This is a genomic window from Paenibacillus sp. 01T47 (genome assembly GCF_056398245.1).
This window is the reverse complement of record NZ_JBFTPA010000022.1, coordinates 66,111-92,427: the sequence shown is the minus strand read 5'-3', so window position 1 is coordinate 92,427 and position 26,317 is coordinate 66,111. Positions and strand designations below refer to the sequence as shown.

Below are 26,317 nucleotides of genomic sequence, written 5' to 3'. Positions count from 1 at the left end.
TCATTGTAACGGATGCAGCAGGAAATGCAACAACGGTGAACTTTGTGATTGATACAGTAGCACCAATCGTAACAGGCGTTGCGGATGGTGGCATGTACAAGGATAAAGTGACAGTTAGCTTCAATGAAGGAACGGCAACATTGAATGGAGCAGCTTTTACAAGTGGTACGGAGATTACTGTAGACGGTAGCTATACACTTGTCGTAACGGATGGAGCGGGTAATGCTACTACGATTATTTTCCTAGTGGATACTACTGCTCCAACCGGTACATTAACCATTGATCAAGCTGGTTCGGAATGGACGAATGTTGCGGATACAACTCTAACTCTTACTAGCGATGACAGTAGTAAAGGAAGTGGCGTTGTCGAGATGCGCTTCTCTGGCAATGGGACGGATTGGAGTAGCTGGGAGCCATCCGCTGCAACGAAGGCATGGAGCTTTGGAGCAGGCGACGGGGAGAAATCAGTATTCGTACAGTTTAAAGACAAGGCAGGCAATGTAAGTCATTCCGTTATTCAAGATAAAATAAAACTTGACCAGACGATACCAACAGGAACGATTACCATAAATAGCGGAGCTACTGTAACGAGTAGCAAGGAAGTGAAACTATCTCTAACTTCTTCAGATGGCGATGGTAGTGGTGTTACTGAAATGCGGTTTTCTGCCGATAAGTTGACTTGGTCAGCTTGGGAGAATGTATTGCTCACCAAAAATTGGATTTTGGATGGAGATTTTGGATCTAAGCAGTTATACGTTCAATACCGAGATGCGGCAGGTAATAGTAGTGTGGCACATGCAGCATCTATTGAATTCCAAGCAAGCAGCGGTTCCAGCAATGGCGGTGGTAATACAGAAACGAATTCAGATATCATAGTTAGCATAGGAAACAAGCCAGTACAAATGGTTAAGGCAACTGTAAGGACAATAGAAGGTAAAAAAGTAACGACGGTGGTCTTTGAGGAAGCTCAGCTTAAAGAGCTTTTGAAGGGAGCAGGCGAAAAACCTGTTATCACGATTACGGTCCATAATCAATCTGATATCGTGAATTGGGAAATAAATGCTGGGCTTCTTTCAGTCTTTGAAAGCAGTAACGCTGTTATTCAACTAATGTCTGAAAAAGCGTCTTATAGCTTTCCGATGGATCAAGTTCATATTGATGAATGGCTTAACCACTTCGGATCTAATGTTTCACTGAAGGATATAACTCTCAAGATGGAAATCATTCATGCTCCTAACTCAGAATTTGTTTATAAGGATAGAGATAACGGACAAATTACACTTATCGCTCCGCCAGTCAGGTTTTCAGTGAAAGCATACTTTGGGGGCAAGGAAATAGAGCTGAATCAATTTGATACTTTTGTAGAGAGACGCATTGCATTGCCTGAAGGATTAGATCCTAAGCGTATTACGACGGGAGTAAAGCTAATCTCGGACGGATCGCTCATTCATATTCCAACTAAGGTAATAGAAGAAGACGGACGTTATTACGCTGTCCTGAGCAGCATGACTAACAGCATGTATGGTCTCATTTATCATCAAAAATCATTTAGCGATGTTGCAACACATTGGGCCAAAACAAGCATCAATGATCTGGCATCACGACTTATCATTAATGGTTCTGACGAGCAGCGTTTTTTACCGGATAACGAAATAACTCGAGCAGAATTCACAGCTATAATGATAAGGGCATTAGGTTTAAGCTCTGCTGCTAAATCTGTAAGCTTTACAGATATATCAGAAAAGGATTGGTATCACTCAGCAGCTCAAATCGCGTATTCGTACGGATTGGTTGATGGATACAGCGATGGTTCATTCAAGCCTAATGAAAAGATTACTAGACAGGAAGCAATGGTTATTTTATCGAGGGCAATGAAGCTGGCAGATTTGTATAATGAGCTTGGCAATGTACAGCAGCAAAATCTGCTTCATGGTTTTAAAGATAATACAAAAATAGCAGCTTGGGCTCGCCAAGCCGCGGCATTAACGATTCAATTCGGTGTTATCGGCGGTTATAATGGGGAGCTGCAGCCTCAGAAAAATATTACTAGGGCTGAAACATCCGCCATTATCCAAAGGCTGCTTCAAAAAGCTAAATTCATTTAAGCATTACATAAAGAGGCTGCGGATTCCGCAGCCTCTTTATCGATTAGAAGCCTGAAAATACCTATTAGATAAATTAGGTGTTTCCCGTTTTTTTTATGTTCAATGATATAAGGGGAAAGAGATTCCTTTTTATATTTTGTAAAAAGAGGGATGTTGTGACTCTATTCGTAGTATTCAGTTAACTAGAGATTTCTGATTGGCAACTTCTATTTGTTGTAATATGATGGCGGCTAGGGAGTCTTATGTCGTATTTACCCGGATCTAATGTCTTTTTTACCCCTGTTCGTGTGTGGGCTATTGGTTATAATGAGTATTGTGTATGGGCTTCCAATTCTAAAAATCGTTGAAAAGAGGAATGCACTTGAGCAAACAGTATGACATCGCGGCATACATATGGCCGGCTTATACAGGGGACGAACCAAGAACTAGGATGTTCTGGCCGGAGGGGATGGGGGAGTGGCAATCTGTCAAAAACGCCGTCAAGAAGTTTCCTGAACATAATTGGCCGCGCAAGCCGCTGTGGGGCTACTGTAACGAAGCGGACCCTTATGTGATGGAGATGCAGATCAACGCGGCGGCGGACCACGGCGTCAATGTATTCATTTACGATTGGTACTGGTACGACAAACGCCCTTTTTTGGAAAATTGCCTCAACGACGGCTATCTGAAGGCGAGAAACAACGATAGAGTAAAATTTTATTTGATGTGGGCTAACCATAGCGTGAATAATACGTGGGATATCCGCTTGTCACATGATATGGAAGGCGCCATGATCTGGGATGGCGCGGTCGACCGCAAAGAATTCGAGATCATCGCCGATCGCGTGATCAATCAATATTTTAAGCATCCGTCTTACTACACGATTGATGGCAAACCAATATTTAATATTTACGATCTTGCCAATCTGATGAGAGGTTTGGGCGGTGCGGAAGAAACGAAGGATGCATTCACTTGGTTCAGAGCCAAATGCGTCGAAGAAGGCTTGCCTGGCTTACACCTGCAGCTCACTTTGTGGGGAGAGCAGAACTTCAATCTCAGCGGCGTTGACGGCGGGGAAAAGGTAACGGCGAAAGAGATCGTGAAGCTGCTTGGCTTCGACAGCTTGACCCACTATCAGTACGTTCATTTCGTGAACGTAGACCGTGATTACAACGAAATCATGGTGGATGTCGTTCAAGAGTGGTCCCGCATTGACGCAACATACGACATTCCGTATTATCCGCACATCTCGGTTGGCTGGGATAATAATCCGAGGTTTAAGGAACGTGTTCCGCTTGTTGTTCAAAACAATACGCCAGACAACGTTCAGAAGGCGTTTGAACAAGCGAAGCAATATGCGGATACACATCCAGAGCAACCTCCGCTCATCACGGTGAACAGCTGGAATGAGTGGACGGAGACGAGTTATTTGTTGCCGGACGATTTGTACGGGTACGGGTATTTAGAGGCGATTAAGAAAACATTCGTTAAATCGTAAGCGCGGAGAGCAAACCTCCTCTTTGAAATAATCAGACCCACTTGGAGTGGGTCTCTTCTCCGATTTTAAATCATGTCTGCTGGAAGCTTGTGGCTGACAACTGGCAACCACGGCAAAGGAAGGTGTAGTAAATACCTTCACTATTTCCGACTTGCTCCATGTCCAGCTGGGCAATGAATACCATTGTTTGCTCACAACTAGGGCAAGACGGGTATTCAGCATCCTGAATCCAAGTCGGATGCCCTCCAATTTGTGTGGCAGGTACTTCAAGGGTCCAGTACGAAGCTTCATAACTGCCGCTGGGCTGGTCTACCATGTGTAGCAAATGGACGCGCTCTGTATCCTCATAAATCTCTCGAGAAAAATGCTTCGGCTGCTGATTATAGGAACTCCAGCGCAAATGACCCTGATAATTAATTTCCATAAACTGCACACCATAATAAGCAGCGCATCGCATACATGCAGCCAATCGCAACCGTTCACCTTCAAGATCCAGAAATTGCAGAACCGGGTCGAGGAGATTGCAATCAAATAGCACCTCTATTGGGCCGTCGCACCATGGGCAGATGTGATTACTGTCCTTAAGCGCAAGCACTGCTTTATTTTCAGTAAATTGATCTTCAGCCTTAAATGCATAGCGAACCGAATGGAATAATGTTATCTTGTTTCCCTCATCATCCAGCTCCCAACCGGCTTCATGAGTATAGCTTTCAGGGGATACATAAAGTTCGCTAGCCCAGTGTGGAGTTGATTTTGCCCAGCTATCAAACTGACGCACGATCTCTTCATCTCCGATCCAAGCAAGGGCTGACAGTAGATGGTTGCGATTCTCCTTATCGTGATGAATCCGTTCCATGATTTTGTTTCTAATGGAAGGCAGAGCACCTTTGAAAAGAATCCCTGGATAAAAACATTCTTTTTGTACTAACGCATCCAATCCAAGATGGATGGTTGCCTGAGCAAAGCAAACGAGCGATAACAAAATCTCTTCGGCCTGATCAAGCTCCCCCTCTTCAATAAGTTGTACAGCATACGCCTCCATTTGAGCGACTTCCTTTGGAGTGAGGTTATGATAAAGTTCCTGTTCGCTTTTTGTGTAGGAGAGAAGGACCTCTAGCGGATCATGTTTTTTAGGTGTATGCATGATTTTAAGAATTTCAACGGATTCGGTAACATCTTTATAAGGATCGAAGAATCTACGATTGCGGGCAATATAGTCTTCCTTTTCCAATCGAAGCTTTTTTTGTTGGCAGGGCATACATATTCCGCCTGTCTTGGCTGCGGTAGCTGGTAGAATAGTTGCTATGCAGCCTTCTGTTTGGCAGGGCAGACGTTCCGTCATTAGCTCACCTCTAGAAAAATGAAATTTTGTTTTCTATTTTTATTATCCCTGTCATTGAAAAGGTTGTCACTAGCATTTAACCGAATTATTACGGGAAGAAGCATTAGTAATTATCGAATGATGATGGGAGGATTAAGATGCGGGTCAAACGGATCGTCACGAATATTGAAGCGCAGGATATTACCGCTGCAAAACGCTTTTACGAGGATGTACTCGGTCTTGAGTTATTAATGGATCATGGTTGGATTAGAACTTACGGTTCGAGCGAAGAGATGAGCATACAAATTAGTTTTGCCACACAAGGGGGATCTGACACGCCTGTGCCTGATATGTCAATCGAAGTCGATGATCTCCAAGCTGCTTTTGATGGCATGAAAAAAGCTGGGTTTCCAATCGAATATGGCATCGCTGTGGAGCCATGGGGTGTTCGGCGTTTCTATGTACGCGACCCATTTGGTAAGCTTATCAACATTCTTTCTCATGAGCATTGAGGCAAGGTGAAATTTATTGTTTACAGCATGAGATAAACGGATGAAGCCCGCCGACCAACAGGTCAGTGGGCTTTATTTTTATGTGGTGCATAGATGGCAATAACATTCATTCTTCTACTGAATTACTGACCGTGAACGGGTGCTTCTTTAAGCTGTGCAAGTATGATTTCTATTGTATTATCAATAAATGATTGTTCTGGACGTGCTTTCAATATTACCGTTAACCCAATTAACGATACGATTAGCGACTGTGATAAAGCTTTCGCGTTTACTGAAATTTCGAGCTCACCCGATTGTATGCCCCGTTCGATGGTCTCTAGAAATATGACGGACAGGTACATTTGATGTTCTCTTGTGAGAATTTCGAATTTTTCATCATGCGGCGCAAGCTCGACTATCGTATTGATGCTAAAGCATCCACGGTTGCGATTTTCTCCGTATTCCTCAGCAACAACCCCTTCAAAATAATGGCGAAAGGCATCCTTTACAGAGGAATAGCTCTGAAGCTTGGTTCGAACGAGAGCAGCGCGCGACATCGTATATTTGCGCAGTGCAGCTTCGAATAATTCTTTTTTGTCACCAAAAGCTGAGTATAGGCTAGGTCGTTGAATACCCATTCTGGAAGTTAAATCGCTAAGTGAGGTAGCCTCATAGCCCTTCTCCCAAAACAGCTGCATAGCTGCATCCAATGCTTTTTCTTCGTCAAATTCGCGGGTTCTTCCCATAGTCAAAACCTCTCGGTACTCTTTATTTTTTAGTGTTTAATCAAATACAATAGTCAATCGTCTATATTTACGTACCAATTGGTATAGTATTATTTTATAATTTGCGATTTGCAATGTCAAATGAAAGATCCGTTAATCACAATATAAACTTGGTTTTTAACCTAAAACCATGTGAAAACATTTTTCCGTTGACAGAGATCGTTTTTATGCGCTATATTTACCGAGCAATATAACGTACCGATCGGTACATAAAAAATAGTTTTTAAAATGAATGAAGAAAAGGTGTGTTTGAAATGGAGGAGCTTAGAGAAAAAGCAGCAGTCTATAACAATGTAAAGATGAATTCATCACAGGGAACAAATAACGATCGCAATTCCGTTCAGGGTTCCTCCATGACTCGCTTGGTCACACTGTTGTTTGCAGTTGCCTGCGGGATGTCTGTTGCGAATATCTATTTCGCACAACCGCTGCTCGATCATCTGTCGATGGCGTTTGGAATTGACTATTCAACCATTGGCATTCTGATTACGATCACCCAAATTTTTTATGGATTGGGATTGTTACTGTTGGTACCGCTTGGAGATTTACTGAACCAGCGCCGACTCATTATCGGTCAGATGTTATTTTCCGTGATCGCTCTAGTTATCGTTGGGTTTGCCTCCTCCAGCCTGATGCTTTTCGCAGGTATGGCCTTGGTGGGACTGCTTGCGGTTGTAGCTCAGACGCTTGTAGCATTTGCAACGAGCATAGCTGCCCCTGCCGAAAGAGGACGTGTCGTTGGCGTGGTAACAAGTGGAATTGTTATTGGCATCCTTCTTGCACGAACGATAGCAGGAGTATTAACAGATATAGCGGGTTGGCGTTCCGTATATTTATTTTCTGCAGCATTGATGCTTCTTATGGTTGTTGCATTATTTAAAGTTTTGCCAAATGCAAAGCGAGAAGTGAAATCACTGTCTTATCCTCAGCTGCTTAAGTCGGTGTTTATGTTGTTCGTACAAGAGAGGATCCTACGTATCCGAGCAGTTCTGGCTATGCTGATTTTTACGGCTTTCAGTATATTGTGGACTTCATTAGTACTGCCCCTTAGCGCACTGCCATGGTCTCTTTCTCACACTGCCATTGGGGCGTTTGGCCTCGTTGGCGCTGTTGGAGCGTTAGCTGCTGCAAGGGCGGGAAAGCTTGCCGATCAAGGTTATGGACAGAGAACGACGGGCATAGCTTTGATTCTATTGCTCCTATCATGGTTGTTAATCAGCTATACAGATCAGTCGCTATTCGCCTTGGTTATTGGCATTGTTCTTCTTGATTTGGCTGTGCAGGCGGTACATGTCACGAATCAAAGCATGATTTTCGCATTGCATGCGGAAGCTCGCAGCCGGCTTGCAGCGGGATACATGGTTTTTTACTCCATTGGAAGTGCCGTTGGTTCGATCTCATCGACGCTTACCTATGCCCATTACGGCTGGAACGGAGTATGTTTGCTTGGAGCATCGGTTAGTACACTCGCTCTTCTGTTTTGGGCAATGACGAGGCGTACTGCCCCTGCCGTATGAAAATAAATATTTTGAACAGGAGAGATTGACCATGGAAATAGGTATAACTTCGTTTGTAGAAACAAAGCCGGATATTCAAACGGGTGCAGTAATAAGTCATGCGCAGCGATTGCGTGAGGTTGTCGAGGAAATTGTCCTTGCCGATCAGGTGGGACTTGATGTATTTGGCGTAGGTGAGCATCATCGGAAGGATTATGCAGCATCTTCACCTGCAGTTGTGCTAGCTGCAGCTGCATCACAAACGAAACGGATTCAGTTAACGAGTGCAGTAACGGTGCTTTCTTCATCTGACCCGGTACGTGTTTTTCAGGATTTTGCAACGCTCGATGGTATTTCAAATGGACGTGCGGAGATTATGGCTGGTCGGGGTTCCTTTATCGAATCTTTTCCACTGTTTGGCTATGATTTGAATGACTATGACGAGCTGTTCGAGGAACATCTGGAATTGCTCTTAAAAATACGTGGGTCCGAAAAAGTAACCTGGAAGGGCGGGCATCGGCCTGCCATTCATGATTTAGGCGTATATCCTCGGCCTGTTCAAAATTCGTTGCCGATATGGGTAGGCAGCGGAGGCAATCGGGACTCTGCAATCCGTGCTGGACTGCTCGGCCTGCCATTGATGCTGGCGATCATTGGCGGTAGCCCGATGCAATTTGAACCACTGGTACAGCTTTATAAGAAAGCGGCTGCGCATGCCGGCCATGATGAGTCGCGCCTTAAAGTGGGGTCTCAATCCATAGGTTTTGTTGCAGAAAATACGGATCTAGCAGCAGATACATTTTTTCCTTCCACGCAAGCAGGCATGAATAAACTGGGGAAAGAGCGAGGCTGGGCGCATTATGACCGTTCCAGCTTTGATGCCGCGCGGAGCTTTGAAGGAGCACTTTATGTGGGTGATCCGGAAACCGTTGCCCAAAAAATAATTCATCTTCGGAAAAATGTAGGCGTTACGCGTTTTATGATGTACGTGCCTTTAAGTACTATGCCGCATAATCAAGTGATGAGAGCCATTGAGCTGCTAGGAACAGAGGTTGCGCCACGCGTCCGAGAGGAAATTGCCAAGTGGGAAGCGGAGACGGAAAAAGAATCATAATTCAGCTGTAGCTGGTGTAAGTGTTGCTCCCCCACAAACGGCTATAATAAATCATTACCTTGCCCGTATACATCCCAAATCTCTATACTAAAAACAAACAGATGACATGGTGGGCTTCGGCTCCATATCGAAAGGAGGCCTCGGCTATGCAAAGGACGAGTTGGGAAAAGTGGAATGGTCATAATGGTTCTATTTTCTGGTTAACGGGGTTGTCCGGTTCAGGAAAAACGACGCTTGCTTGCGGGGCGGAGAGTGAGCTGCTGAGGCGGGGGGTCAGATGTGTCATCATTGACGGCGATCGATTACGGCAAGGCTTGAATCGGGATCTTGGGTTTACGGAAGAGGCACGACTGGAAAATATGCGCCGTGCAATGGAGATTGCGGATATGTTTCTAGAGAAAGGTTTTGTTGTCCTTGTACCGATGATTTCCCCTTATGAATCGTACCGAAAGCAGATCAAGCAGCGGTTTGGTCCGGATGATTTTGCTGAAGTGTATGTGAAATGCTCACTGGAGGAATGCGAACAACGTGATCCCAAGGGCTTATATCGCAAAGCGAGAGCAGGAGAAATAAAGGATTTTACGGGCATTGATTCCCCTTACGAGACGCCGATACAACCTAATATGATCATAGACACGGAGAAGTTTGGCGAAGCAGATGCTATAAATGCGCTTGTTGCGTACATCGAATCCCGATTGAACAATATCTAGAATAGAGAGGGTGATATATAAATGAGACCGGAAAAAAGTTATACGATATGGTTTTCACAGCGTACAGGGAGTACCCTGCTGAACGAAGCTCTTTCATCAACTGGCCTAGCAGGAAATCCTGCGGAATGGCTGCTCTTCAATGATCCCAAGACAATGACGGTGGACAAAATGGAGCAGATGTGGCGGGAAGGTACTTCGTCAAATGGTGTTTTTGGCTTGAAAACAAGTATGAATAGCGAATGGATCACTGCATTTCGGAACATCTTTCAATTGCCTGATACGGCGACAAAAGCTAGTGTCTGGCGTGCAGCTTTTCCGAATTGCGATAAACATATCTATATGACGAGAAGAAATAAAGTCCGTTTAGCCGTATCTTGGTGGCGGGCCATCGTATCCGGAGAGTGGCATCGGCAGCATGGCCAAAAACCGCAAGAGCATGATATTGCCGATAAGTATAATTTTGATGCAATCAACCATTTGTTCATCGAAAGCTCGCTTCGGGAAGCGGCGATGGAGGACTTTTTTACAGAAGAAGGGATCGTTCCACTTACGATCGTTTACGAAGATTTTATTCTCGATTATGAAGGAACAGTGCTGAGGGTGCTGGATTTTCTGAACATTCAGTCCGAGTCGGTGAAGGTTGCTCCGCCAGCTTTTGATAAGTTAGCAGAAGATGTGGCAGAGCAGTGGGTGCAGCGTTACCGTCAAGAGCGACAAGCGGGAAACGAAACAAAAGTGTGGTAATTACGATTAATTGATGTCTTAGCTCTTAGTTGAGGCGCAAGCATTCGCGGTTTTCCGCTAACGCTCGGATACAAGCAAACGCGAGCGATCTATGTGATACGTCCCATGTTGATAAATAGCAAGACGGAGCTGCAGCCGCAGCCCCGATTAAGAATGATTAAGATACCTCTGGAATCTGAGCAATTAACACTTTGACACCTTTGTTCTCAATATCCTCAATGGCATTTATGCTGGCTTCACTATCGGTAATTAATAGATCCATATCGGTAATGGGGCCTTCTTTTGCAAAAAAATCGACGCCTAGCTTCTCATGAGGAGCTAGACAAATTCGTTTTCTAGAAATTTCGACCGCCGTTCGTCCTAATGAAGCTACTTCTGGAGAAGAGGTGCTTACCCCGTTTTTGGAAATTCCGCCCCCAGCAGCGAAGCACAGATCTAAAGTGAATTGTCTAAGAAACTGATTAGCGAGTGTATCGGAAATGTTTCCAGAACTTTTCACTTTGCCGCCTATCAAATAAACATCAATTTCTTCACGATCCTTCAACACATCAGCCACTCTGATTGCATTCGTAACTACCGTAAAAGGTACCTCAGGAAGAAACTTTAACATGCCGTAATGGATGCCTGCACTGCCTATAAATACAGTATCTTTTTCTTGTATAAAAGAAGCTGCTAATTTAGATATGGCATCTTGATGCGGTGAAGCCTCTTTATAACGTAGGTCTGGCGGGAGCGGGGCGCTGCGGACTTTAGCAGCTGGTATTGCGCCGCCATGCGTACGTTTGAGCAGCCCTTTCTCCTCCATAATCGATAGATCCCTTCGGATGGAATCAATCGACAATTCAAACATATCCGCTAGTTCCTTGGCGAGTACTCTGCCGTTTTTTTGTAGCAGCTCAATAATCTTGTCACGACGCTCATCGGTAAACAAATCGAATCGCCTCCTCTGGATTTTATAACCAGTTACAATTCCATATTATTCGGTTTTATTCAGTTTTGTCAATCTATTTTGTTCGTGTTAATTCTGTTTTGTTCTGGTTTTGGTTGAGGGGCAGCCATTCCTGTAGTTGGTCCGCACATTTCAGTCGGAGAGGACCGATTGACGTTTGATATATCGCCGATGAATCCTGATAATGTAAAGCTAGTAGGCTGGAAGCATATAAAAGGCCCGCAGAAAGGTTATATTTTAAAAAGATAAGGTAAAATTTGAGCTTTATAGATGACTAACTATACCGATAGAGGTGTACTTGCATAGTTTGAAGTAGACCTATTTCAACATTACTAAGAAAAGGAATGTGATTCGAAGTGGAAAGAAGAAAAAGAGCTCGTATAAGCGCAATTCTTCCTACTGTAGATGAACCATTTAATGACTTTAGTCAACCGGTTGATTCTACTTTTGAGCCTGGTTTTGAAAGAGCAGGGTCTATGTTTAGTCGAATCGGCGGTATTGATGGAATCATGTCCATGATGGGAAGAATGCAGCAGTTGTTTGGCTTCGTTCAACAGATCCCTCCTACTTTCAAAGTAGTTGGTTCATTTTTTGGACCAAAGGCAACCGTCAGCAATCTATCCAGAAAACCAGCAAGAATAAAAAATAAAAAATACGACGCAAAATCACGGACAGCCGCAACTTCGCGTCGCACTACAAAAAACAGATAGAGTAACGTAGAGCAATCCTTTTATTAAAAGCCATAAAAAAGGTTAATCATAGCGATTTAATCTAATCTCCCATCTAACTTGCGAGTTCGCTTTTTCGCGAGAATAGTTGGGTGTTTTCTTTGACTTAATCCCTAGCTCACGGCTAGTGCTTCATTTTGCTCAAATGCTTTGGCTTTAATCTAGCGATGATAGGCAGCGTCAGCAGCAGTACGAAGCTGGAAGTCCCGTACACAAAAATTAAAGAGGTCGCTTCTTTCAGAAACCCTGAGCAAAATGTACCGATTAACATAAATCCGATAAATACAGGAACCATCACACCGTTAACACGACCAACGTATTCATCCTGTACGGATTTGATAAATAGCATATTAAGCAGTACTTGCAGCACGGTATAAAATAAACCGACCAGCAGATGGAATGATGCGGTCAACCAAACGTAAGTGGAAAGCGCCTGAACGAGCACTCCCGTCGCCGTTACAATAATAACAACGGTAAATATTTTCCGAGTTTCAAAACGATTGCCAATAGAAGCAGCTATTAATCCCCCAGCTAACATCCCGACTCCGTATAACATACTGAACCATTGCAAATTCTCTTTCGGCAATTGCAGTCTTTCCGTCAATATAAATACATCAAGTGGTTGAATAAGTCCCCAAGACAGACCATCTATAGCAAACCATACGGCTATAACAACCAATATTCTATTTTGACGGAGGTAGATCATACCCTCTTTAATTTCTTTCAGAACAGAGCTGTTTTCTTTTTTCTCTTCACGGGTCTGTTTAGGAAGAAACGAAAGAAAGGAGGCAGAAAGGGCGAATAGGATCAATAAGCTGTATAAGGATACCTTAAGTCCAAAATTAACGTAAATAGCGGTACCGATGACAGGCCCAACAATCATGAAAATCGAGTTCATGCTTTGCGTTAAACCAACAGCTGCTCCAACATGCTGCGGTTCGACATAACGTTTAATGAGCTTAATGGATGATGGCTGAGAGAACTGTGTAATAATAGTGGATACGAAAGTGGCGATATAAATAGCTGGCCAGAAGCCTAGATCCAAAACGCCAATGATGAGCAAAATAGATACGATACTTAATAAGTCAGCTATAATCATCGTTTTTTTGGGATTCCACCGATCAACGAGCGCCCCGCCTACAAGGGCAACAGCAAAGATAGGGAAATATTCGATAACCGTCAGCATCGACACAGCGACCGGGTCATTATTTGATTTTTCCAATACAAAAAAGAGCAATGCAATATTCCGTATCCATGTACCTATATTTTGCAATAAATCAGAAGCGGTAACTAATAAATAAACGCGATTACTAAATAATGTTTTCATATGGTTTCACCTATTATGTTTCTATAAATTTAATTCCATGACCATTCCGACAACCGGACCGTCTGCATCAATCTCACCGTTTAAGCGGAATCCAAAATGTTCATATAGCCGTTGAGCACGCGAATTATGTTGATGGAGGCTCAAATAAATGGTTCGGCTTTCAAATAATTGCTGAAAATATTCGAGTAGTATAGGAATAAACCGCTTGGCATATCCGTTTCCTTGGAATCGGTAATCAATCATAAAGCGGTCAAGCCACACACTCTTGTTCACGTTGTTTTGCCAGCCGTACATCGCATAGCCGATTAAAGTTTCGCCATCATATAATGCAAGGGAAGTTGCGTTTTTCTCAAATAAACATTCGGCTAAAGAAAAGGCGTTGCTTTCGATAAATGATTGCTGCTCCTTGGACACCGATAATGCGGCTACAGCGCGCCAGTTTTCTGTTGTTACTTCACAAAAATGAAGACTCATCCTGTTCACTCGCTTTCTTTTGCAGTAAATTTCAATACTCGTGAAACTATTTTTGTTTTTATAGTTTTATAGCTGTTTAAAAAAAGAATAAAAGCGTTGGCTTTTATTCTCCCTTTGCAGCTCTAGGCACTAGTCCAAATAGAATAATATCGACAATGGTGGATAAAGCTTCGGAAAGCGTAATATCATTTTTTTGATAAAAGCGTTGATCGAGTGTTGAGTTTGCTGCGTCGATCATTAGCTTCATGATGACTGATATATTTTTGTTCACTATAATGCCTTCGTGAATGCCTTGTTCAATGACGCTGCGCAATGCATCCCAGTCATCGGTCAGCGCATCATCAATTTTTTTCCATTGCTCTGGATAGTAGCGCTTCATTTGCTCCAATATCCGTATATCATATAATTCATAATGTTTTGTTAGAAGGGTTACAATACCTCTGATTTTCTCAATAATCGATAAGCTTGTGTCTTGCGTGATCAGAGCTGTTTTCTCATCGAATTCACCTAAAGTTTGCGCAATGAGTGCTTCCAAAATACTTACTTTAGAAGGGAAATGCTCGTACAATGTCCGTTTGCTAATCCCTAGCCGAGAGGCCAAATCGTCCATTGTAAATTTGATTCCTTTATCATGAATCTCTTCGATAAATGCTTTCATAATTCGATCTATCAAGAACAGACCCCCTGAGAGAGAACTTTTAGACTAGAGAAAACTAAAAAAACTAGAATAGTTTTATGGATCGATTTTACCTGTTTGTCTTTCCATTGTCAATGGCAGGCTAATACTCATGAAGACAATGCTTTATCTGGAATATGGTAAAATAATAGCGGATGATAAGGAAATTATTGAATCTGGTCGAAAATCATTTAGAAATGAATCCTACATTGAGTTGTAGGGCCTATAACGTTTATAATAAAACGATAATATTCCAAAAGAAAAGGTGTCATTCATGAGCATATTAAACGTAGAACGACTAAGCCACGGCTTTGGAGATCGCGCGATCTTCAACGACGTATCCTTCCGCCTGCTTAAAGGCGAGCATATTGGACTGATCGGCGCTAACGGCGAGGGCAAGTCCACTTTTATGAACATTATTACAGGCAAGCTGCAGCCTGACGACGGCAAGGTTGAATGGTCGAAGCGCATGCGCGTAGGTTATCTCGATCAGCATGCGGTTCTCAGCAAAGGAATGACGATGCGGGACGTGCTGAAGGGAGCTTTTCAGTACCTGCTCGATATGGAACAAGAAATGAACGATATGTACGGCAGAATGGGCGATGTAACGCCAGAGGAACTCGAGCAAATGCTTGAGGATGTTGGAACGATTCAGGATACGCTGACGAATCAGGATTTCTATTTGATTGACGCGAAAATTGACGAAACGGCTCGTGGTCTTGGCCTTACGGATATTGGTCTTGATAAGGACGTTAATGATTTGAGCGGAGGGCAGCGGACGAAGGTGCTTCTAGCGAAGCTGCTGCTGGAGAAGCCGGACATTTTGCTTCTCGATGAGCCGACGAACTATCTCGATGAGCAGCATATCGAATGGCTGAAGCGTTACTTGCAAGAGTACGAGAATGCATTTATTCTCATTTCACATGATATCCCGTTCCTTAACAGTGTAATTAACCTCATTTATCATATGGAGAATCAAGAGCTGAACCGCTATGTTGGCGACTATGAATACTTCCAACAGGTTCATGAAATGAAAAAGCAGCAGCTTGAATCGGCCTATAAGCGTCAGCAGCAGGAAATAGCTGATCTGAAGGACTTCGTAGCACGCAACAAAGCGAGCGTAGCGACGCGGAACATGGCGATGTCGAGGCAGAAGAAGCTCGATAAGATGGATGTCATTGAAATTGCGAAGGAAAAGCCGAAGCCGCAGTTCAACTTCAAGGACGGAAGAACCTCCGGCAAGCTCATATTCGAGACGAAGGAGCTTGTTATCGGATATGACAGTCCGTTGTCGAGACCGCTTGATCTTCGTATGGAACGAGGACAGAAGATTGCTCTCGTAGGGGCGAACGGTATTGGTAAAACGACGCTGCTGCGCAGTATTTTAGGTGAAATTCCAGCTATATCAGGTACGGTACAGCGCGGGGAGCATCAGCAAATCGGATATTTCCAACAGGAAATTAAGGATGCAAACTACAATACGTGTATTGAGGAAGTGTGGAAGGAGTTCCCTTCACTCTCCCAATTCGAAGTACGTGCGGCACTCGCGAAATGCGGGCTGACGACCAAGCATATTGAAAGCAAAATTGCGGTGCTTAGCGGCGGCGAGAAGGCGAAGGTTCGCCTTTGCAAGCTGATCAACAGCGAAACAAACCTGTTAGTACTGGATGAGCCAACCAATCACTTGGATGTCGATGCGAAGGACGAGCTGAAACGTGCGCTTAAGGCGTACAAAGGCAGCATTTTGCTTATCTCTCACGAACCAGAATTTTACCGCGATGTTGTAACCGATACATGGAACTGTGAATCATGGACGACGAAGGTATTTTAATTCGTCTAATATAGCCAGAAAGAGGAGACGAGCCTGCAGGCTCGTCTCCTTTTTTGCATAGGGTAGGTGAAACCGTTTCGCTGGTTCATTAAGGCAAGAGTAGACAAGGCTGCATACAGATGCTAGGTTTAAAGCGGATGGATTTGACCTAGGATATTTGGGTAAGGCTTGTTTAATCCTTTTATTACATTAAGCAAAGTAGGTTTAAAAGAATGAATAATAGCGATCAGCCGATTTATCGATTTAGTGAAGCGCCTATTTGGGAGCTGCAGCGCGCTTATTTTGAAGAGCAGGGCATCGAGGCGTGGCAAAATGATGAAGTGCCGCAGTACATTACGAACAATCCTGTGATCGCGTCTGCTTATGCAGAGATCATATTCGGATTTTTACAGGATAGAGCAAGGTTAGGTGGCATATCGGAGGAACCGATTACGATCCTTGAGCTTGGAGCAGGCTCGGGTCGACTAGCCTATCAAGTGCTGACGGCATTATGTGAGCTGATAGATTTTGCTGGTATGGAGCTTCCGCCGTTTCGTTACATCATGAGTGATTTGCCAGTCAAAAATATTGACTATTGGCAGCAGCATGAACGCTTACAGCCATTTGTCCAGCAAGGCATACTCGATTTCGCTAAGTTTGACGCGGTACGTGATACAGAGCTTCGATTGACGGAATCGGGTGTCACGATAAAGCAGGCAGATCTGAAGCAGCCGCTGCTGCTTGTTGCCAATTATTTTTTTGACAGCATTCCGCAAGAGCTCATTTATGTGGATGAAGGTCATATTTTTGAATGTAAAGTGTCCTTCGCGGTACCTGCTGCTGAGGCGGATGGCATAGATGTATCGGACATGCTGGTGAGCATAGAGCCCGAGTATCATTACCGAAGAGCAGCCGAGTATGAAGAGCAATCGTACCCCTATCGGAATGTGATTGAGCTGTATAAGCAGCAGCTTGAGGATTCGCATATCCTCTTCCCGGAGATTGGGATGGATTGTCTTGAACGGCTTGGACGGTTATCACAAGCGGGATTTGTACTGCTTACAGCCGATAAAGGCGATCACCGAATGGAGAACTGGGCATTTGCTGAGCCGCCCGAACTGATTCATCACGGCAGCTTTTCGCTCACGGCCAATTATCATGCGATACAGCATGTTTTTGAACAAAAAGGCGCATTGTCCTATTTTACTAACCATCATTATAAAAATTTGAATGTAGGCTGCATCATCATGCTGGAGAAGCCAGCGACCTATGCGAACACACGCTTAGCTTATCGTCGTTTTGTCGAACGTTTTGGACCGGATGATTTTTTTAGCATGAAGCTATGGTTTGACGAGCATTTGGAATCGCTAGAGATGTACGCCATTTTAGCTTTCTGGCGACTGAGCCGCTACGATGCGCAATTGTTCATTCAAAGCGCTGAGCGCATACAGTCGCTGCTGCCAGATAGCAGCGACGAAGAAGCCGATGATCTTCGGCAGGGTATGCAAATGATGTGGGCGGGCTATTATCCGATGAATGAACAGCACCATTTGGCTTTGGCATGCGGAAGTCTGCTTTATGAGCTGGAGCTGTATGCGGATGCGAGGCTATATTTGGAGCGTTCGATGGAGGCTGGCAAGACGACTGTGGATGCACTCTACAAGCTGGCGATTTGCTGCTATGAAGAGGGCGAAGAGCCAGAAGCATTACAATATGCGCATCAAGTTTTGGCGATGGAGCCAGAACATGAGGAAGCGAAGTCGTTGTTAACCGCCTTCAAATAGGAGGAGGAGCAGCCATTTTTCATTGTTCCGCACACGTCGAATTGTTGTAATAAGCACGTATGTGTGCATACGGACGAGCCATATAGGCTATATTGAGGCTGTAAGGGCGAATGTGTGCTTACAGCCATTTTTTGTTGTTCCGCACACGTCGAATTGGCGTAATAAGCACGTATGTGTGCTTACGGACGAGCTACATAGGTTATTTTGAGGCTGTAAGCGCAAATGAGTGCTTACAGCCATTTTTCGTTGTTGCGCACACGTCGAATTGGTGTAATAAGCACGTATGTGTGCTTACGGACGAGCTACATAGGCTATTTTGAGGCTGTAAGCGCAAATGTGTGCTTACAGCCATTTTTCATTGTTGCGCACACGTCGAATTGGCGCAATAAGCACGTATGTGTGCTTACGGACGAACAACATATACTGTTTTGTGGCTGTAAGCACATATACGTGCTTACAGCTTTTTTCGTTGCTGCATATTGGTAGTGGTCATTTCTCTGACTGAGGCTGCATGCGGTAATGTTTTGGACTGGTGCCATAGAAGGCACTGAAATGGCGTGTAAATGGATGGATAGAGGCATAACCAAGCTTCTCGGCAATGGCGGTCACGCTCAACTCGCTTTCGAGCAAGAGATGGGAAGCGCGTCTCATGAGCAGCTTGTGATGGTAGGCTTTTGGCGTGAGTCCGGTTTCTCGTAAAAACAAAGCATGAAAGTAGGTTCGCTTCAGCCCGCAAAATTCCCACCATGTCTCGACGGACTCGCGTTTCTCAGGATGAGCGTTTAGATGCGTGAGCAAGCGGACGATGCGATAATCGGTAGGCTGGTGCGTATGAATCGTATTATACCAGTTCAGAATCCAAGCATAGAGCAAGCTGTTCATCATCTCTGTTCGATAAAATTGCGAATCGTTATACAGCTTAGCGAGCATTAAGAAGGAATCGTACAACTCTGGATAAGGCTGCAAGGAAAATACGCATGGCAGGGTGTCGAGTTCATCACATGCCATGGAAGGGGCGACGGTATTCAGCTCGAACGGCTCCGGGGCGTAGATGAACGTTCGATTGGCAGAGACGGGATCACTCTGATTCCAAAGATCACAATACAGATTATAGGAGGACAGCGGATGGTCGGATGAAATATGGAAGGCATGAGGCTGCTCTGGCCTAAGAAAGATCAACGTTCGATTGTTGATGGGGTATTTCTTTCCGTCAATCTCCATTTCTCCGGGACCATCAGTAAATAAATGAAAGGCATAAACGCTGCAAATGCGCAGCTTCTCATTGGAGCTGCCATCATAAAGATAATACATGGAATCTCCGACATGAGGCGTGATCTCGTTCAGCTTCTTCAAGCGAACACCCTTTTCTTTGGTATATTCATATAAAATTTAGCGGATGAATTGTCAACTTAATGGATGTCTGATCAAATACACGTTCCTGTATAGATGATACAATAACAAAAATATTAGGGAATGAACAGCAATAGCTGATGTGGATCAATTAACAACATAAATCTTTTCTTTTGCTACATTAACGATTGCGTGTATATGGAGGAATGCCTTTGAGATTTAAAGATAAGGTTGTGCTTATAACCGGCGGCGGTTCTGGTATCGGCGAGGAAAGCGCACGGTTGTTCGCGGCAGAGGGCGCACAAGTCGTCATAGCGGATTGGAATGAGCATGAAGGGCAGCGCGTGGCTGATGAAATCAATAAACAACAAGGATTTTTGAAAGGGCTTCCATATAGAAGTGCGCGTGCAATTCAGACGGATGTATCGCATGAGAGTGCGGTTGAAGCGCTTATGAAAGAAACGGTTCAGACATTCGGCAAGCTCGATGTTCTGTATAACAATGCAGCGGTTATTCTGCCAAAGCCGCTTGAGGAAATCGATGAGCAGTCATTTGACCATGTTCTTGCGGTAAATGTGAAGGGCGTGTATTTGATGATCAAGCATGCGATTCCGCTATTGCGGCAAACCAAAGGCGCGATTGTGAATATGGCTTCGCTGAACGGTCTTATCGGGCAGCGGAATAATCCGATTTATGCTGCTTCCAAAGGTGCCGTTATTGCGCTGACGAAGTCATTGGCGCTCGATTTTGCAGCGGATGGTGTAAGAGTCAACTGCGTGTGTCCGGCGGGTGTGATGACGCCTTTATTGGAAGATTGGCTGAGACAGCAGCCTGATCACGCAGCAGCGCTGGATGCGCTGAATGCGATGCATCCGCTTGGCCGATCGGCAACCTCGGAGGAGATCGCGCAGTCGGTACTGTATTTGGCTTCGCAGCAAGCGTCTTTCGTAACGGGTGTAGCTCTTCCGGTTGAGGGCGGAGCTTCGCTAGGCTATTAAACAAAAGGAAGGGAGTACTAACGATGAAAATCACAAAAGTGGAAACATTCGTACTTCATGTGCCCATCGACCCGCCAATAACGGATGCGATTAATGTGGCGACGCATTGGGGACTGTCAGGCGTTCGGATCTTTACAGATGAAGGTTACGTCGGATACGGCTACACAGGAACCTGCGCCCATGGCGATGATATGATTGTCGACACGATTGAACGTTACTACGCACCGGAGCTGATCGGCAAGGATCCTTTTATGGTAAAGGAGATTTGGGAGACGCTGCGGTATGGCAAAATGCACTGGATCGGACGGGCAGGCATTACGCATATGGCGCTTGCTGCTGTGGATATTGCGTTATGGGACATTATGTCGAAGGCGTCCAACAAGCCGTTATGGCAGTACCTTGGCGGACATAAATCAAAAGGCATCAAAGCCTATAACACGAACGGCGGCTGGTTGAACTGGTCGAAGGAGCGTTTGCTGAAGGATGTCACGGACATTGTCGAGCAGGGGTTTACAGGGGTGAAGATTAAGGTTGGCAAGTCCGATCCACATGAAGATTATGACCGAGTGAAGGCGGTGCGCAAAGCGATTGGCGATCAGGTGATCTTTATGATCGACGTTAATCAGCAATGGAATATTAATACGGCGATGACCTGGGGCAAGAAGCTGGAGGAATTTGATTTATTTTGGCTGGAGGAGCCGCTAAATCCTGATGATATTCTAGGTCACAAGAAGCTGGCTGATGCACTAAATGTTCCGATTGCACTCGGTGAGCATGTGTACTCGAAATATGCGTTCCGTGATTATATTCATCAAGGCGCTATCGAATATTGTCAGGTTGATGTTACGCGGGTAGCGGGTATTACGGAGTGGCTGCAGGTCGCGGGGCTGGCCGCTTCGTACGACATACCAATCTGCCCGCATGTCGGCGATATGGGACAAATTCACCAGCATTTGGTGGCGGCTACGCCGGGGGCAATGATGCTTGAGTATATCCCTTGGATCAGAACGATCTTTGTTGAACCGGCAACCGTCAAGAATGGACAATATGTGCTGCCGGAGCTGCCGGGCGCTTCCACTGAAATCATTCCTAAATATTTTAATGAATTCCGTATTCGATAGATAGCAGGGAAATTGACAATTCAATTGTTACACGAATCTTATAACTAAAGGATGGGGACTGCATGAATCATTCAAAGCTTTGGTATTCAGGGCCAGCAGCCGATTGGAAGCAAGGACTGCCGATAGGGAATGGAAGAATAGGCGCGGTCATTCACGGTGGAATAGAAAGCGAAACCTGGAGCATGACAGAAATTACTTACTGGTCGGGTCAAGTGGAGCGCATTCAAGGAAATGGAAACCCGAAAGCCAATCTGGAGCAGATGAGAGAGCAGTTTTTCAAGGGCAATTATAGCGAGGGAGACCGGCTTGCTAAGCAAGGGCTGCAGCCGAAGAAGCAAAACTTTGGCACAAACCTTTCTGTGTGCGATATCAATCTGCGCTTCGAGCAGCAAGGAGAAGATCTGGTACGTGAGTTAAGCTTGGAAAAGGCAATCGTGCAAACTTCCTATACAAGCTCTGGCGGCAAAATAACACGTGAAACGTTCGCGACGCATGCCGATGGTATTGTCGTATCACGCATAAAGAGTGAGCTAAAAGGGGCAATATCCTTCTCGCTGAGCATTAACGGGAGAACCGGAGATTTTGCAACGACAGCTGCAGATGACGATACTATTGGATTCCGCGGCCAAGCGACGGAAGATGTGCACAGCAACGGAAAATGTGGTGTGTTTTGCGAGGGTATGGTTAAGGTCGTTGCCGTGGGCGGCATTATCGAAACCACTGGTAATGAAATCAAGGTATCGCAAGCGGATGAGGCGTTTATATATTTCGCGGTGAATACGGATTATGGCAGGACAGATGAGAATTGGGCTTCGGAATGCCATGCGCAAATTAACGATGCTATTGCCAAAGGTTATGAGCGCCTAAGAGCGGATCATATTGTAGATTATCGCGATTTGTACGCTCGTGTGACCCTTGATTTAGGCGATACGGCGAGTGCGAAGCTGCCAACAGACGAGCGGATGAAGCAGCTTCGGAACGGGCAGTATGATGATCCGGATTTAGTCGCTTTATTTTTCCAATACGGCCGTTATCTAACGATTGCTGGCTCGCGCGAGGATTCGCCACTGCCGCTGCATTTACAAGGCGTGTGGAACGATGGCGAAGCGAATAGCATGGCTTGGAGCTGCGACTACCACTTGGATATCAACACGGAAATGAACTATTACCCGACGGAAATAAGCAATTTGGCGGAATGCCATGTGCCTTTGATGAATTATATTGAACGTTTATCTGTCGCAGGCAGGCAAGCGGCTCAGGATTTCTACGGAAGCGAGGGCTGGGTGGCGCATGTGTTCTCGAATGCTTGGGGTTTCTCGGCTCCGGGCTGGGAGACGGGCTGGGGACTGAATGTAACAGGCGGATTATGGATTGCGATGCATTTGAAGGAGCATTATGAGTATGGGCTGGACCGCGATTTCCTAATGAAGCAGGCGTATCCCGTAATGAAGGAATCGGCGGTCTTTTTCCTCGATTATATGACTGTACACCCTACTTATGGCTGGCTCGTTACCGGACCGTCCAATTCGCCTGAGAACAGCTTTTATCCGAGCGGCAGCAAGGATGAAGCTCAGCAGCTGTCGATGGGCTCGACGATGGACCAGCAGCTGATATGGGATTTGTTCACCTTTTGCCTAGAGTCGGCGAAGCTGCTGCAAATGGATTCTGAGTTCCAAGAGAAGCTGGAGCAAGCGTTATTGCTGATGCCGCCTCTCATGATCGGAAAAAAAGGACAGCTGCAGGAGTGGCTCGAGGATTATGAGGAGGCGCAGCCGGAGCATCGCCACCTTGCTCATCTATTTGGCTTATATCCGAGCAATCAAATAACGCCGCGGAAGACGCCAGAGCTGAGTGCTGCTGCTAAGCAAACGTTGATTGGCCGGATGCAGACCGATGAGCTGGAGGATATTGAATTTACAGCGGTACTGTTCGCCACCGGCTTCTCCAGATTGTACGAAGGAGATCGTGCGCTAAAGCATATCACTCATTTAATTGGAGAGCTGTGCTTCGATAATATGCTGACCTATTCCAAGGCGGGTGTAGCCGGAGCGGAGACGAATATTTTTGTCATCGACGGCAATTATGGCGGAACCGCGGCGGTAGCGGATCTGCTCCTTCAGAGCCAGCCGGGAGAAATTCACTTGCTTCCAGCGCTTCCGGCTGTCTGGAACAAAGGATCATACAAAGGACTGCGTGCCAAAGGAAATGTAGAGGTTGACGTCTCATGGGAAAATGGCGTGCTGATTGAAGCAACTATTCAAGCATTCTCTGCAGGGGAAACGGTCGTAAGATTCGGTGAGCAAGAAGTGCAAGTATCTTTGATGCCCGGCCGCGTATATCGATTCGATAAAGACTTGAAAGCTCTAGTACAGCAAGAAGCTTAAACGGAATGAGCCTAGTCAGTGAATAAGACAACTACTTGTTTTTAATAGTAGTTGTCTTTTCGCGTCAGTAAGTTATTATAAATGAGCGAAGCTCTTTCGTTGCTTCTAGGCTTCTGTACTGCCACTGTTATGAAAGCGCTAACAATCAAGGGAGGTGGGTTGACCGTGCCAAAGTATTCAACCATTTTTCGGAAATTTCTCATTTCATATCTTATTATTTTGGTCATTCCAAGCATAGCGGGTTACGTTTCCTATCGTACTTCAATCTCGGTGACACAATCCATTTCCATTGAGAATAGCGTCACATTGCTGCAGCGGAGCCAGGATATTTTGGAGAGAAGGATGGTTGAGGTTGAGGGCTTCACAAGGCAGCTCGCTTTGAATCCTGATTTAAATAAATTAATGAATGAGCAGAAAAAAGGCGACATCGTCAACGTTTATGGCATTTGGAGCATGGTGAGACAGGTAACGCCGTTTAGCCAGACTAATGATTTTTTGCAAAACTATTTCATCTACTTAAATAACTATGATGTGATCTTTACACAGGGCTCCGCCTATTTCCGTCCCGAACATTATTATCAGAACTTTCATTATAACGATCTTACGCTCGCGGAATGGAAGGAAACAGTACTGGACAAAACTCACCGAAGTGAAATTATGCCTCTCAGCTCCTTTACTAGCAATGCCAAACAATCCTCCGTCGTTACGTATATGCAGTCGCTCCCTTTGGACAGCTTTAGCGGCTCATCACCTGCCACTGTGGTCGTCATGATTGATGAAGAAAACATATCTAGCCTGCTCGCGGGAGTAGAGGATCGTTACGGCGGCTGGGCTCATATTAGCGATGCGCAAGGGAATACAGTTGGACTGCGCGGAATTAGCGAGGAAAATGCCAAGCTGCTATCTTCGGATTCACGCCTCATCCAAGACAAAGTTAGTCAATTTTATAATAATGATCTTGTCATTACGATTCACTCCGAAAAAAATGGTTGGACCTATCGAGCGGGTATTTCAAAGCAGGTGCTGATGGAAAACGCAAATCAAATTAAACATATTACTTGGCTGGTGACAGGCATCGCTTTGCTTCTCGGCCTGCTGGCTGGTCTGCTCCTGTCCTACCGAAACAGCGCACCAATAAATAGGCTGCTTACGGTGATGAAGGAGCAGTTCGGCAAGGATGGCATCACGGGCCGAAACGAATATGATTTTTTGCAGGGCAACATATCGAGCATCATTACGAGCAATCGCCACCTGGAGACGGAATTAAAACGGCAGCTTCCTTTAGTTAGAGATGGTTTCTTAAAACGGTTAATTGCTGGGGAGTTTCACACCACTGAGGAAATTACGGCAGCGGCTGTACAGGCGGATACGAGGTTTGATACGAATGAGGGTTATGTCGGTATTTTGCAGATTAATGGATATTCTGGCATGGACAACGTAGAAATACTGAACGAGCTGTATGCAGCAAGGCTCATTTTGAAAAAGGCGTTAATCGATCTGGACAGCCAGCTGCATATGACGGATCTTGGCTCGGATCGAATTGTGACGATTATAACGTCCATGGAAGGGGAGTATGGAGTCGAAGCAGCTAAGCTGCGAATGAGTCATATTCTTGAGAAGCTGTCCGATATCGCTTATAGGGAGTATAAGATTTCGGTCACTGCAGCATTCGGAGATGCGTTCACGACTATTCTTGACGTCAGCCATTCCTATGAGCAGGCGAAGCAAACGATCGAGTATGCTGAATTTAATAGCAAAAAGAGCTTCGTATGGTTTACGGACTCTAGGCTTGAAACAGCGACATATTATTATCCAATGGACATTGAGCAGCGCTTGATTAGCACCATTCGTGCGGGAGATTCGGATGAGGCAAGGCGGATGGTTCATTCGGTTATGAATATTAATATGGAAAATAAGCAGCTTTCTATCGAGATGAAGCAGCAGCTGATCGGCGAGCTGAAGGGTACGCTGCTTAAGCTGCTGGACCAGAAAACGTTCATGGAATCCGATATGCTGCATGCGTTGAAAAATCAAATCATCGGCATTCAAGCTTCTAATCCAATGTCGGCTATACAGGAGGAGATCATCGAAATTGTAGAAGCATTATGCAGCGTCATCAACAGCAAAAAAAATCATGCTCATATTCAAACCGTCGAGGAAATCAAGCGGTTTATTGCTGAGGCTTATGGCGACTCTGAGATGACCTTATACCGCATTGCAGAGCGGGTGGAGCGGCCGGAGAAATACATTTCGCAATTGTTTAAAGAGGTTACGGATATTAATGTCTCTGACTATTTGGAGATGATTCGTATAGAGCAGGCTTCCTCCTTATTACGGACGAACGCTTATACCGTTGATGAAATTGCTGCTCGCGTCGGGTACAACAGCTCTCATTCGTTCCGCAGAGCCTTTAAGCGAGTCATGGGCGTTGCGCCAAGCTCATATCGACAATCGATCGAAGTGTAAGCGTTCA

21 protein-coding genes are annotated in these 26,317 nt (G+C 45.1%); 14 read left to right on the top strand and 7 right to left on the bottom strand.

Features of this window, described 5'->3' with window-relative positions; all coding sequences use genetic code 11:
* Both AC1DOV_RS29715 and AC1DOV_RS29710 read left to right on the top strand, forming a co-directional pair.
* On the top strand, positions 1-2,105 hold a 2,105-nt coding region (locus tag AC1DOV_RS29715; RefSeq protein ID WP_477551770.1), incomplete at its 5' end, for an S-layer homology domain-containing protein.
* Positions 2,106-2,466: 361 nt separating this feature from the next.
* Complete coding sequence (locus AC1DOV_RS29710; protein ID WP_477551769.1) at positions 2,467-3,582, top strand: glycosyltransferase WbsX family protein; 1,116 nt, start codon at positions 2,467-2,469, stop codon at positions 3,580-3,582.
* 70 nt (positions 3,583-3,652) lie between these two features.
* On the opposite strand, the gene AC1DOV_RS29705 is transcribed toward AC1DOV_RS29710, so the two are convergent.
* The gene (locus AC1DOV_RS29705; protein WP_477551768.1) at positions 3,653-4,924 is read right to left on the bottom strand and encodes a DUF1963 domain-containing protein; all 1,272 of its coding nucleotides are present in this window, start codon (positions 4,922-4,924) and stop codon (positions 3,653-3,655) included.
* Between the two features lie 137 nt (positions 4,925-5,061).
* On the opposite strand from AC1DOV_RS29705, the gene AC1DOV_RS29700 reads away from it, so the two are divergent.
* The gene (locus tag AC1DOV_RS29700; protein WP_441885544.1) at positions 5,062-5,415 is read left to right on the top strand and encodes a VOC family protein; all 354 of its coding nucleotides are present in this window, start codon (positions 5,062-5,064) and stop codon (positions 5,413-5,415) included.
* Between the two features lie 122 nt (positions 5,416-5,537).
* Here AC1DOV_RS29700 and AC1DOV_RS29695 read toward each other — a convergent pair whose 3' ends face one another.
* Entirely contained in the window at positions 5,538-6,140 is a 603-nt protein-coding gene (locus AC1DOV_RS29695; RefSeq protein ID WP_441885542.1) for a TetR/AcrR family transcriptional regulator, read from the bottom strand.
* Positions 6,141-6,532: 392 nt separating this feature from the next.
* On the opposite strand from AC1DOV_RS29695, the gene AC1DOV_RS29690 reads away from it, so the two are divergent.
* The 4 genes from AC1DOV_RS29690 (at position 6,533) to AC1DOV_RS29675 (ending at position 10,243) form a co-directional block, all read left to right on the top strand.
* Positions 6,533-7,696 carry an MFS transporter gene (locus AC1DOV_RS29690; RefSeq protein ID WP_477551774.1) on the top strand — a complete coding sequence of 388 codons (1,164 nt, stop codon included), beginning with the start codon at positions 6,533-6,535 and terminating at the stop codon, positions 7,694-7,696.
* 31 nt (positions 7,697-7,727) lie between these two features.
* Positions 7,728-8,789, top strand: coding sequence for an LLM class flavin-dependent oxidoreductase (locus AC1DOV_RS29685; RefSeq protein ID WP_477551767.1), 1,062 nt, complete (start codon positions 7,728-7,730; stop codon positions 8,787-8,789).
* Positions 8,790-8,935: 146 nt separating this feature from the next.
* A complete protein-coding gene (gene cysC / locus AC1DOV_RS29680) occupies positions 8,936-9,499 on the top strand; it encodes an adenylyl-sulfate kinase (RefSeq protein ID WP_441885536.1) in 564 nt (187 codons plus the stop codon).
* 21 nt (positions 9,500-9,520) lie between these two features.
* On the top strand, positions 9,521-10,243 hold the full coding sequence (locus tag AC1DOV_RS29675) for a Stf0 family sulfotransferase (protein WP_441885534.1): 723 nt from the start codon (positions 9,521-9,523) through the stop codon (positions 10,241-10,243).
* Positions 10,244-10,400: 157 nt separating this feature from the next.
* Here AC1DOV_RS29675 and AC1DOV_RS29670 read toward each other — a convergent pair whose 3' ends face one another.
* Positions 10,401-11,174 (bottom strand): DeoR/GlpR family DNA-binding transcription regulator, encoded by a 774-nt coding sequence (locus AC1DOV_RS29670; protein WP_477509980.1) that lies wholly within the window; start codon positions 11,172-11,174, stop codon positions 10,401-10,403.
* A gap of 374 nt (positions 11,175-11,548) precedes the next feature.
* On the opposite strand from AC1DOV_RS29670, the gene AC1DOV_RS29665 reads away from it, so the two are divergent.
* Positions 11,549-11,902, top strand: coding sequence for a hypothetical protein (locus tag AC1DOV_RS29665; RefSeq protein WP_076270337.1), 354 nt, complete (start codon positions 11,549-11,551; stop codon positions 11,900-11,902).
* A gap of 142 nt (positions 11,903-12,044) precedes the next feature.
* Here AC1DOV_RS29665 and AC1DOV_RS29660 read toward each other — a convergent pair whose 3' ends face one another.
* The 3 genes from AC1DOV_RS29660 to AC1DOV_RS29650 all read right to left on the bottom strand — a co-directional run bounded on the left by AC1DOV_RS29660 (position 12,045) and on the right by AC1DOV_RS29650 (position 14,379).
* Positions 12,045-13,247, bottom strand: coding sequence for an MFS transporter (locus AC1DOV_RS29660; protein ID WP_477551766.1), 1,203 nt, complete (start codon positions 13,245-13,247; stop codon positions 12,045-12,047).
* A gap of 21 nt (positions 13,248-13,268) precedes the next feature.
* Positions 13,269-13,721, bottom strand: coding sequence for a GNAT family N-acetyltransferase (locus AC1DOV_RS29655; protein ID WP_477551765.1), 453 nt, complete (start codon positions 13,719-13,721; stop codon positions 13,269-13,271).
* Between the two features lie 103 nt (positions 13,722-13,824).
* On the bottom strand, positions 13,825-14,379 hold the full coding sequence (locus tag AC1DOV_RS29650; protein ID WP_477551773.1) for a TetR/AcrR family transcriptional regulator: 555 nt from the start codon (positions 14,377-14,379) through the stop codon (positions 13,825-13,827).
* Between the two features lie 292 nt (positions 14,380-14,671).
* Here AC1DOV_RS29650 and AC1DOV_RS29645 point away from each other — a divergent pair, with 292 nt between their 5' ends.
* The gene (locus AC1DOV_RS29645; protein ID WP_441885522.1) at positions 14,672-16,228 is read left to right on the top strand and encodes an ABC-F family ATP-binding cassette domain-containing protein; all 1,557 of its coding nucleotides are present in this window, start codon (positions 14,672-14,674) and stop codon (positions 16,226-16,228) included.
* Positions 16,229-16,440: 212 nt separating this feature from the next.
* The gene (locus AC1DOV_RS29640; protein WP_477509983.1) at positions 16,441-17,991 is read left to right on the top strand and encodes an SAM-dependent methyltransferase; all 1,551 of its coding nucleotides are present in this window, start codon (positions 16,441-16,443) and stop codon (positions 17,989-17,991) included.
* Positions 17,992-18,480: 489 nt separating this feature from the next.
* Here the strand turns inward: AC1DOV_RS29640 and AC1DOV_RS29635 are convergent, their stop codons facing one another.
* A complete protein-coding gene (locus AC1DOV_RS29635; protein ID WP_477551764.1) occupies positions 18,481-19,344 on the bottom strand; it encodes a helix-turn-helix domain-containing protein in 864 nt (287 codons plus the stop codon).
* 209 nt (positions 19,345-19,553) lie between these two features.
* Between AC1DOV_RS29635 and AC1DOV_RS29630 the strand changes: the two genes are divergently transcribed.
* The 4 genes from AC1DOV_RS29630 (at position 19,554) to AC1DOV_RS29615 (ending at position 26,310) form a co-directional block, all read left to right on the top strand.
* Positions 19,554-20,339 carry an SDR family NAD(P)-dependent oxidoreductase gene (locus AC1DOV_RS29630; protein ID WP_477551763.1) on the top strand — a complete coding sequence of 262 codons (786 nt, stop codon included), beginning with the start codon at positions 19,554-19,556 and terminating at the stop codon, positions 20,337-20,339.
* Between the two features lie 23 nt (positions 20,340-20,362).
* Positions 20,363-21,460: a mandelate racemase/muconate lactonizing enzyme family protein gene (locus tag AC1DOV_RS29625; RefSeq protein WP_441885514.1), complete on the top strand. Its 1,098-nt coding sequence runs from the start codon at positions 20,363-20,365 to the stop codon at positions 21,458-21,460.
* Between the two features lie 62 nt (positions 21,461-21,522).
* On the top strand, positions 21,523-23,844 hold the full coding sequence (locus tag AC1DOV_RS29620; protein ID WP_477551762.1) for a glycoside hydrolase family 95 protein: 2,322 nt from the start codon (positions 21,523-21,525) through the stop codon (positions 23,842-23,844).
* 165 nt (positions 23,845-24,009) lie between these two features.
* Entirely contained in the window at positions 24,010-26,310 is a 2,301-nt protein-coding gene (locus AC1DOV_RS29615; protein WP_477551761.1) for an AraC family transcriptional regulator, read from the top strand.
* The last annotated feature ends 7 nt before the right edge of the window (positions 26,311-26,317 follow it).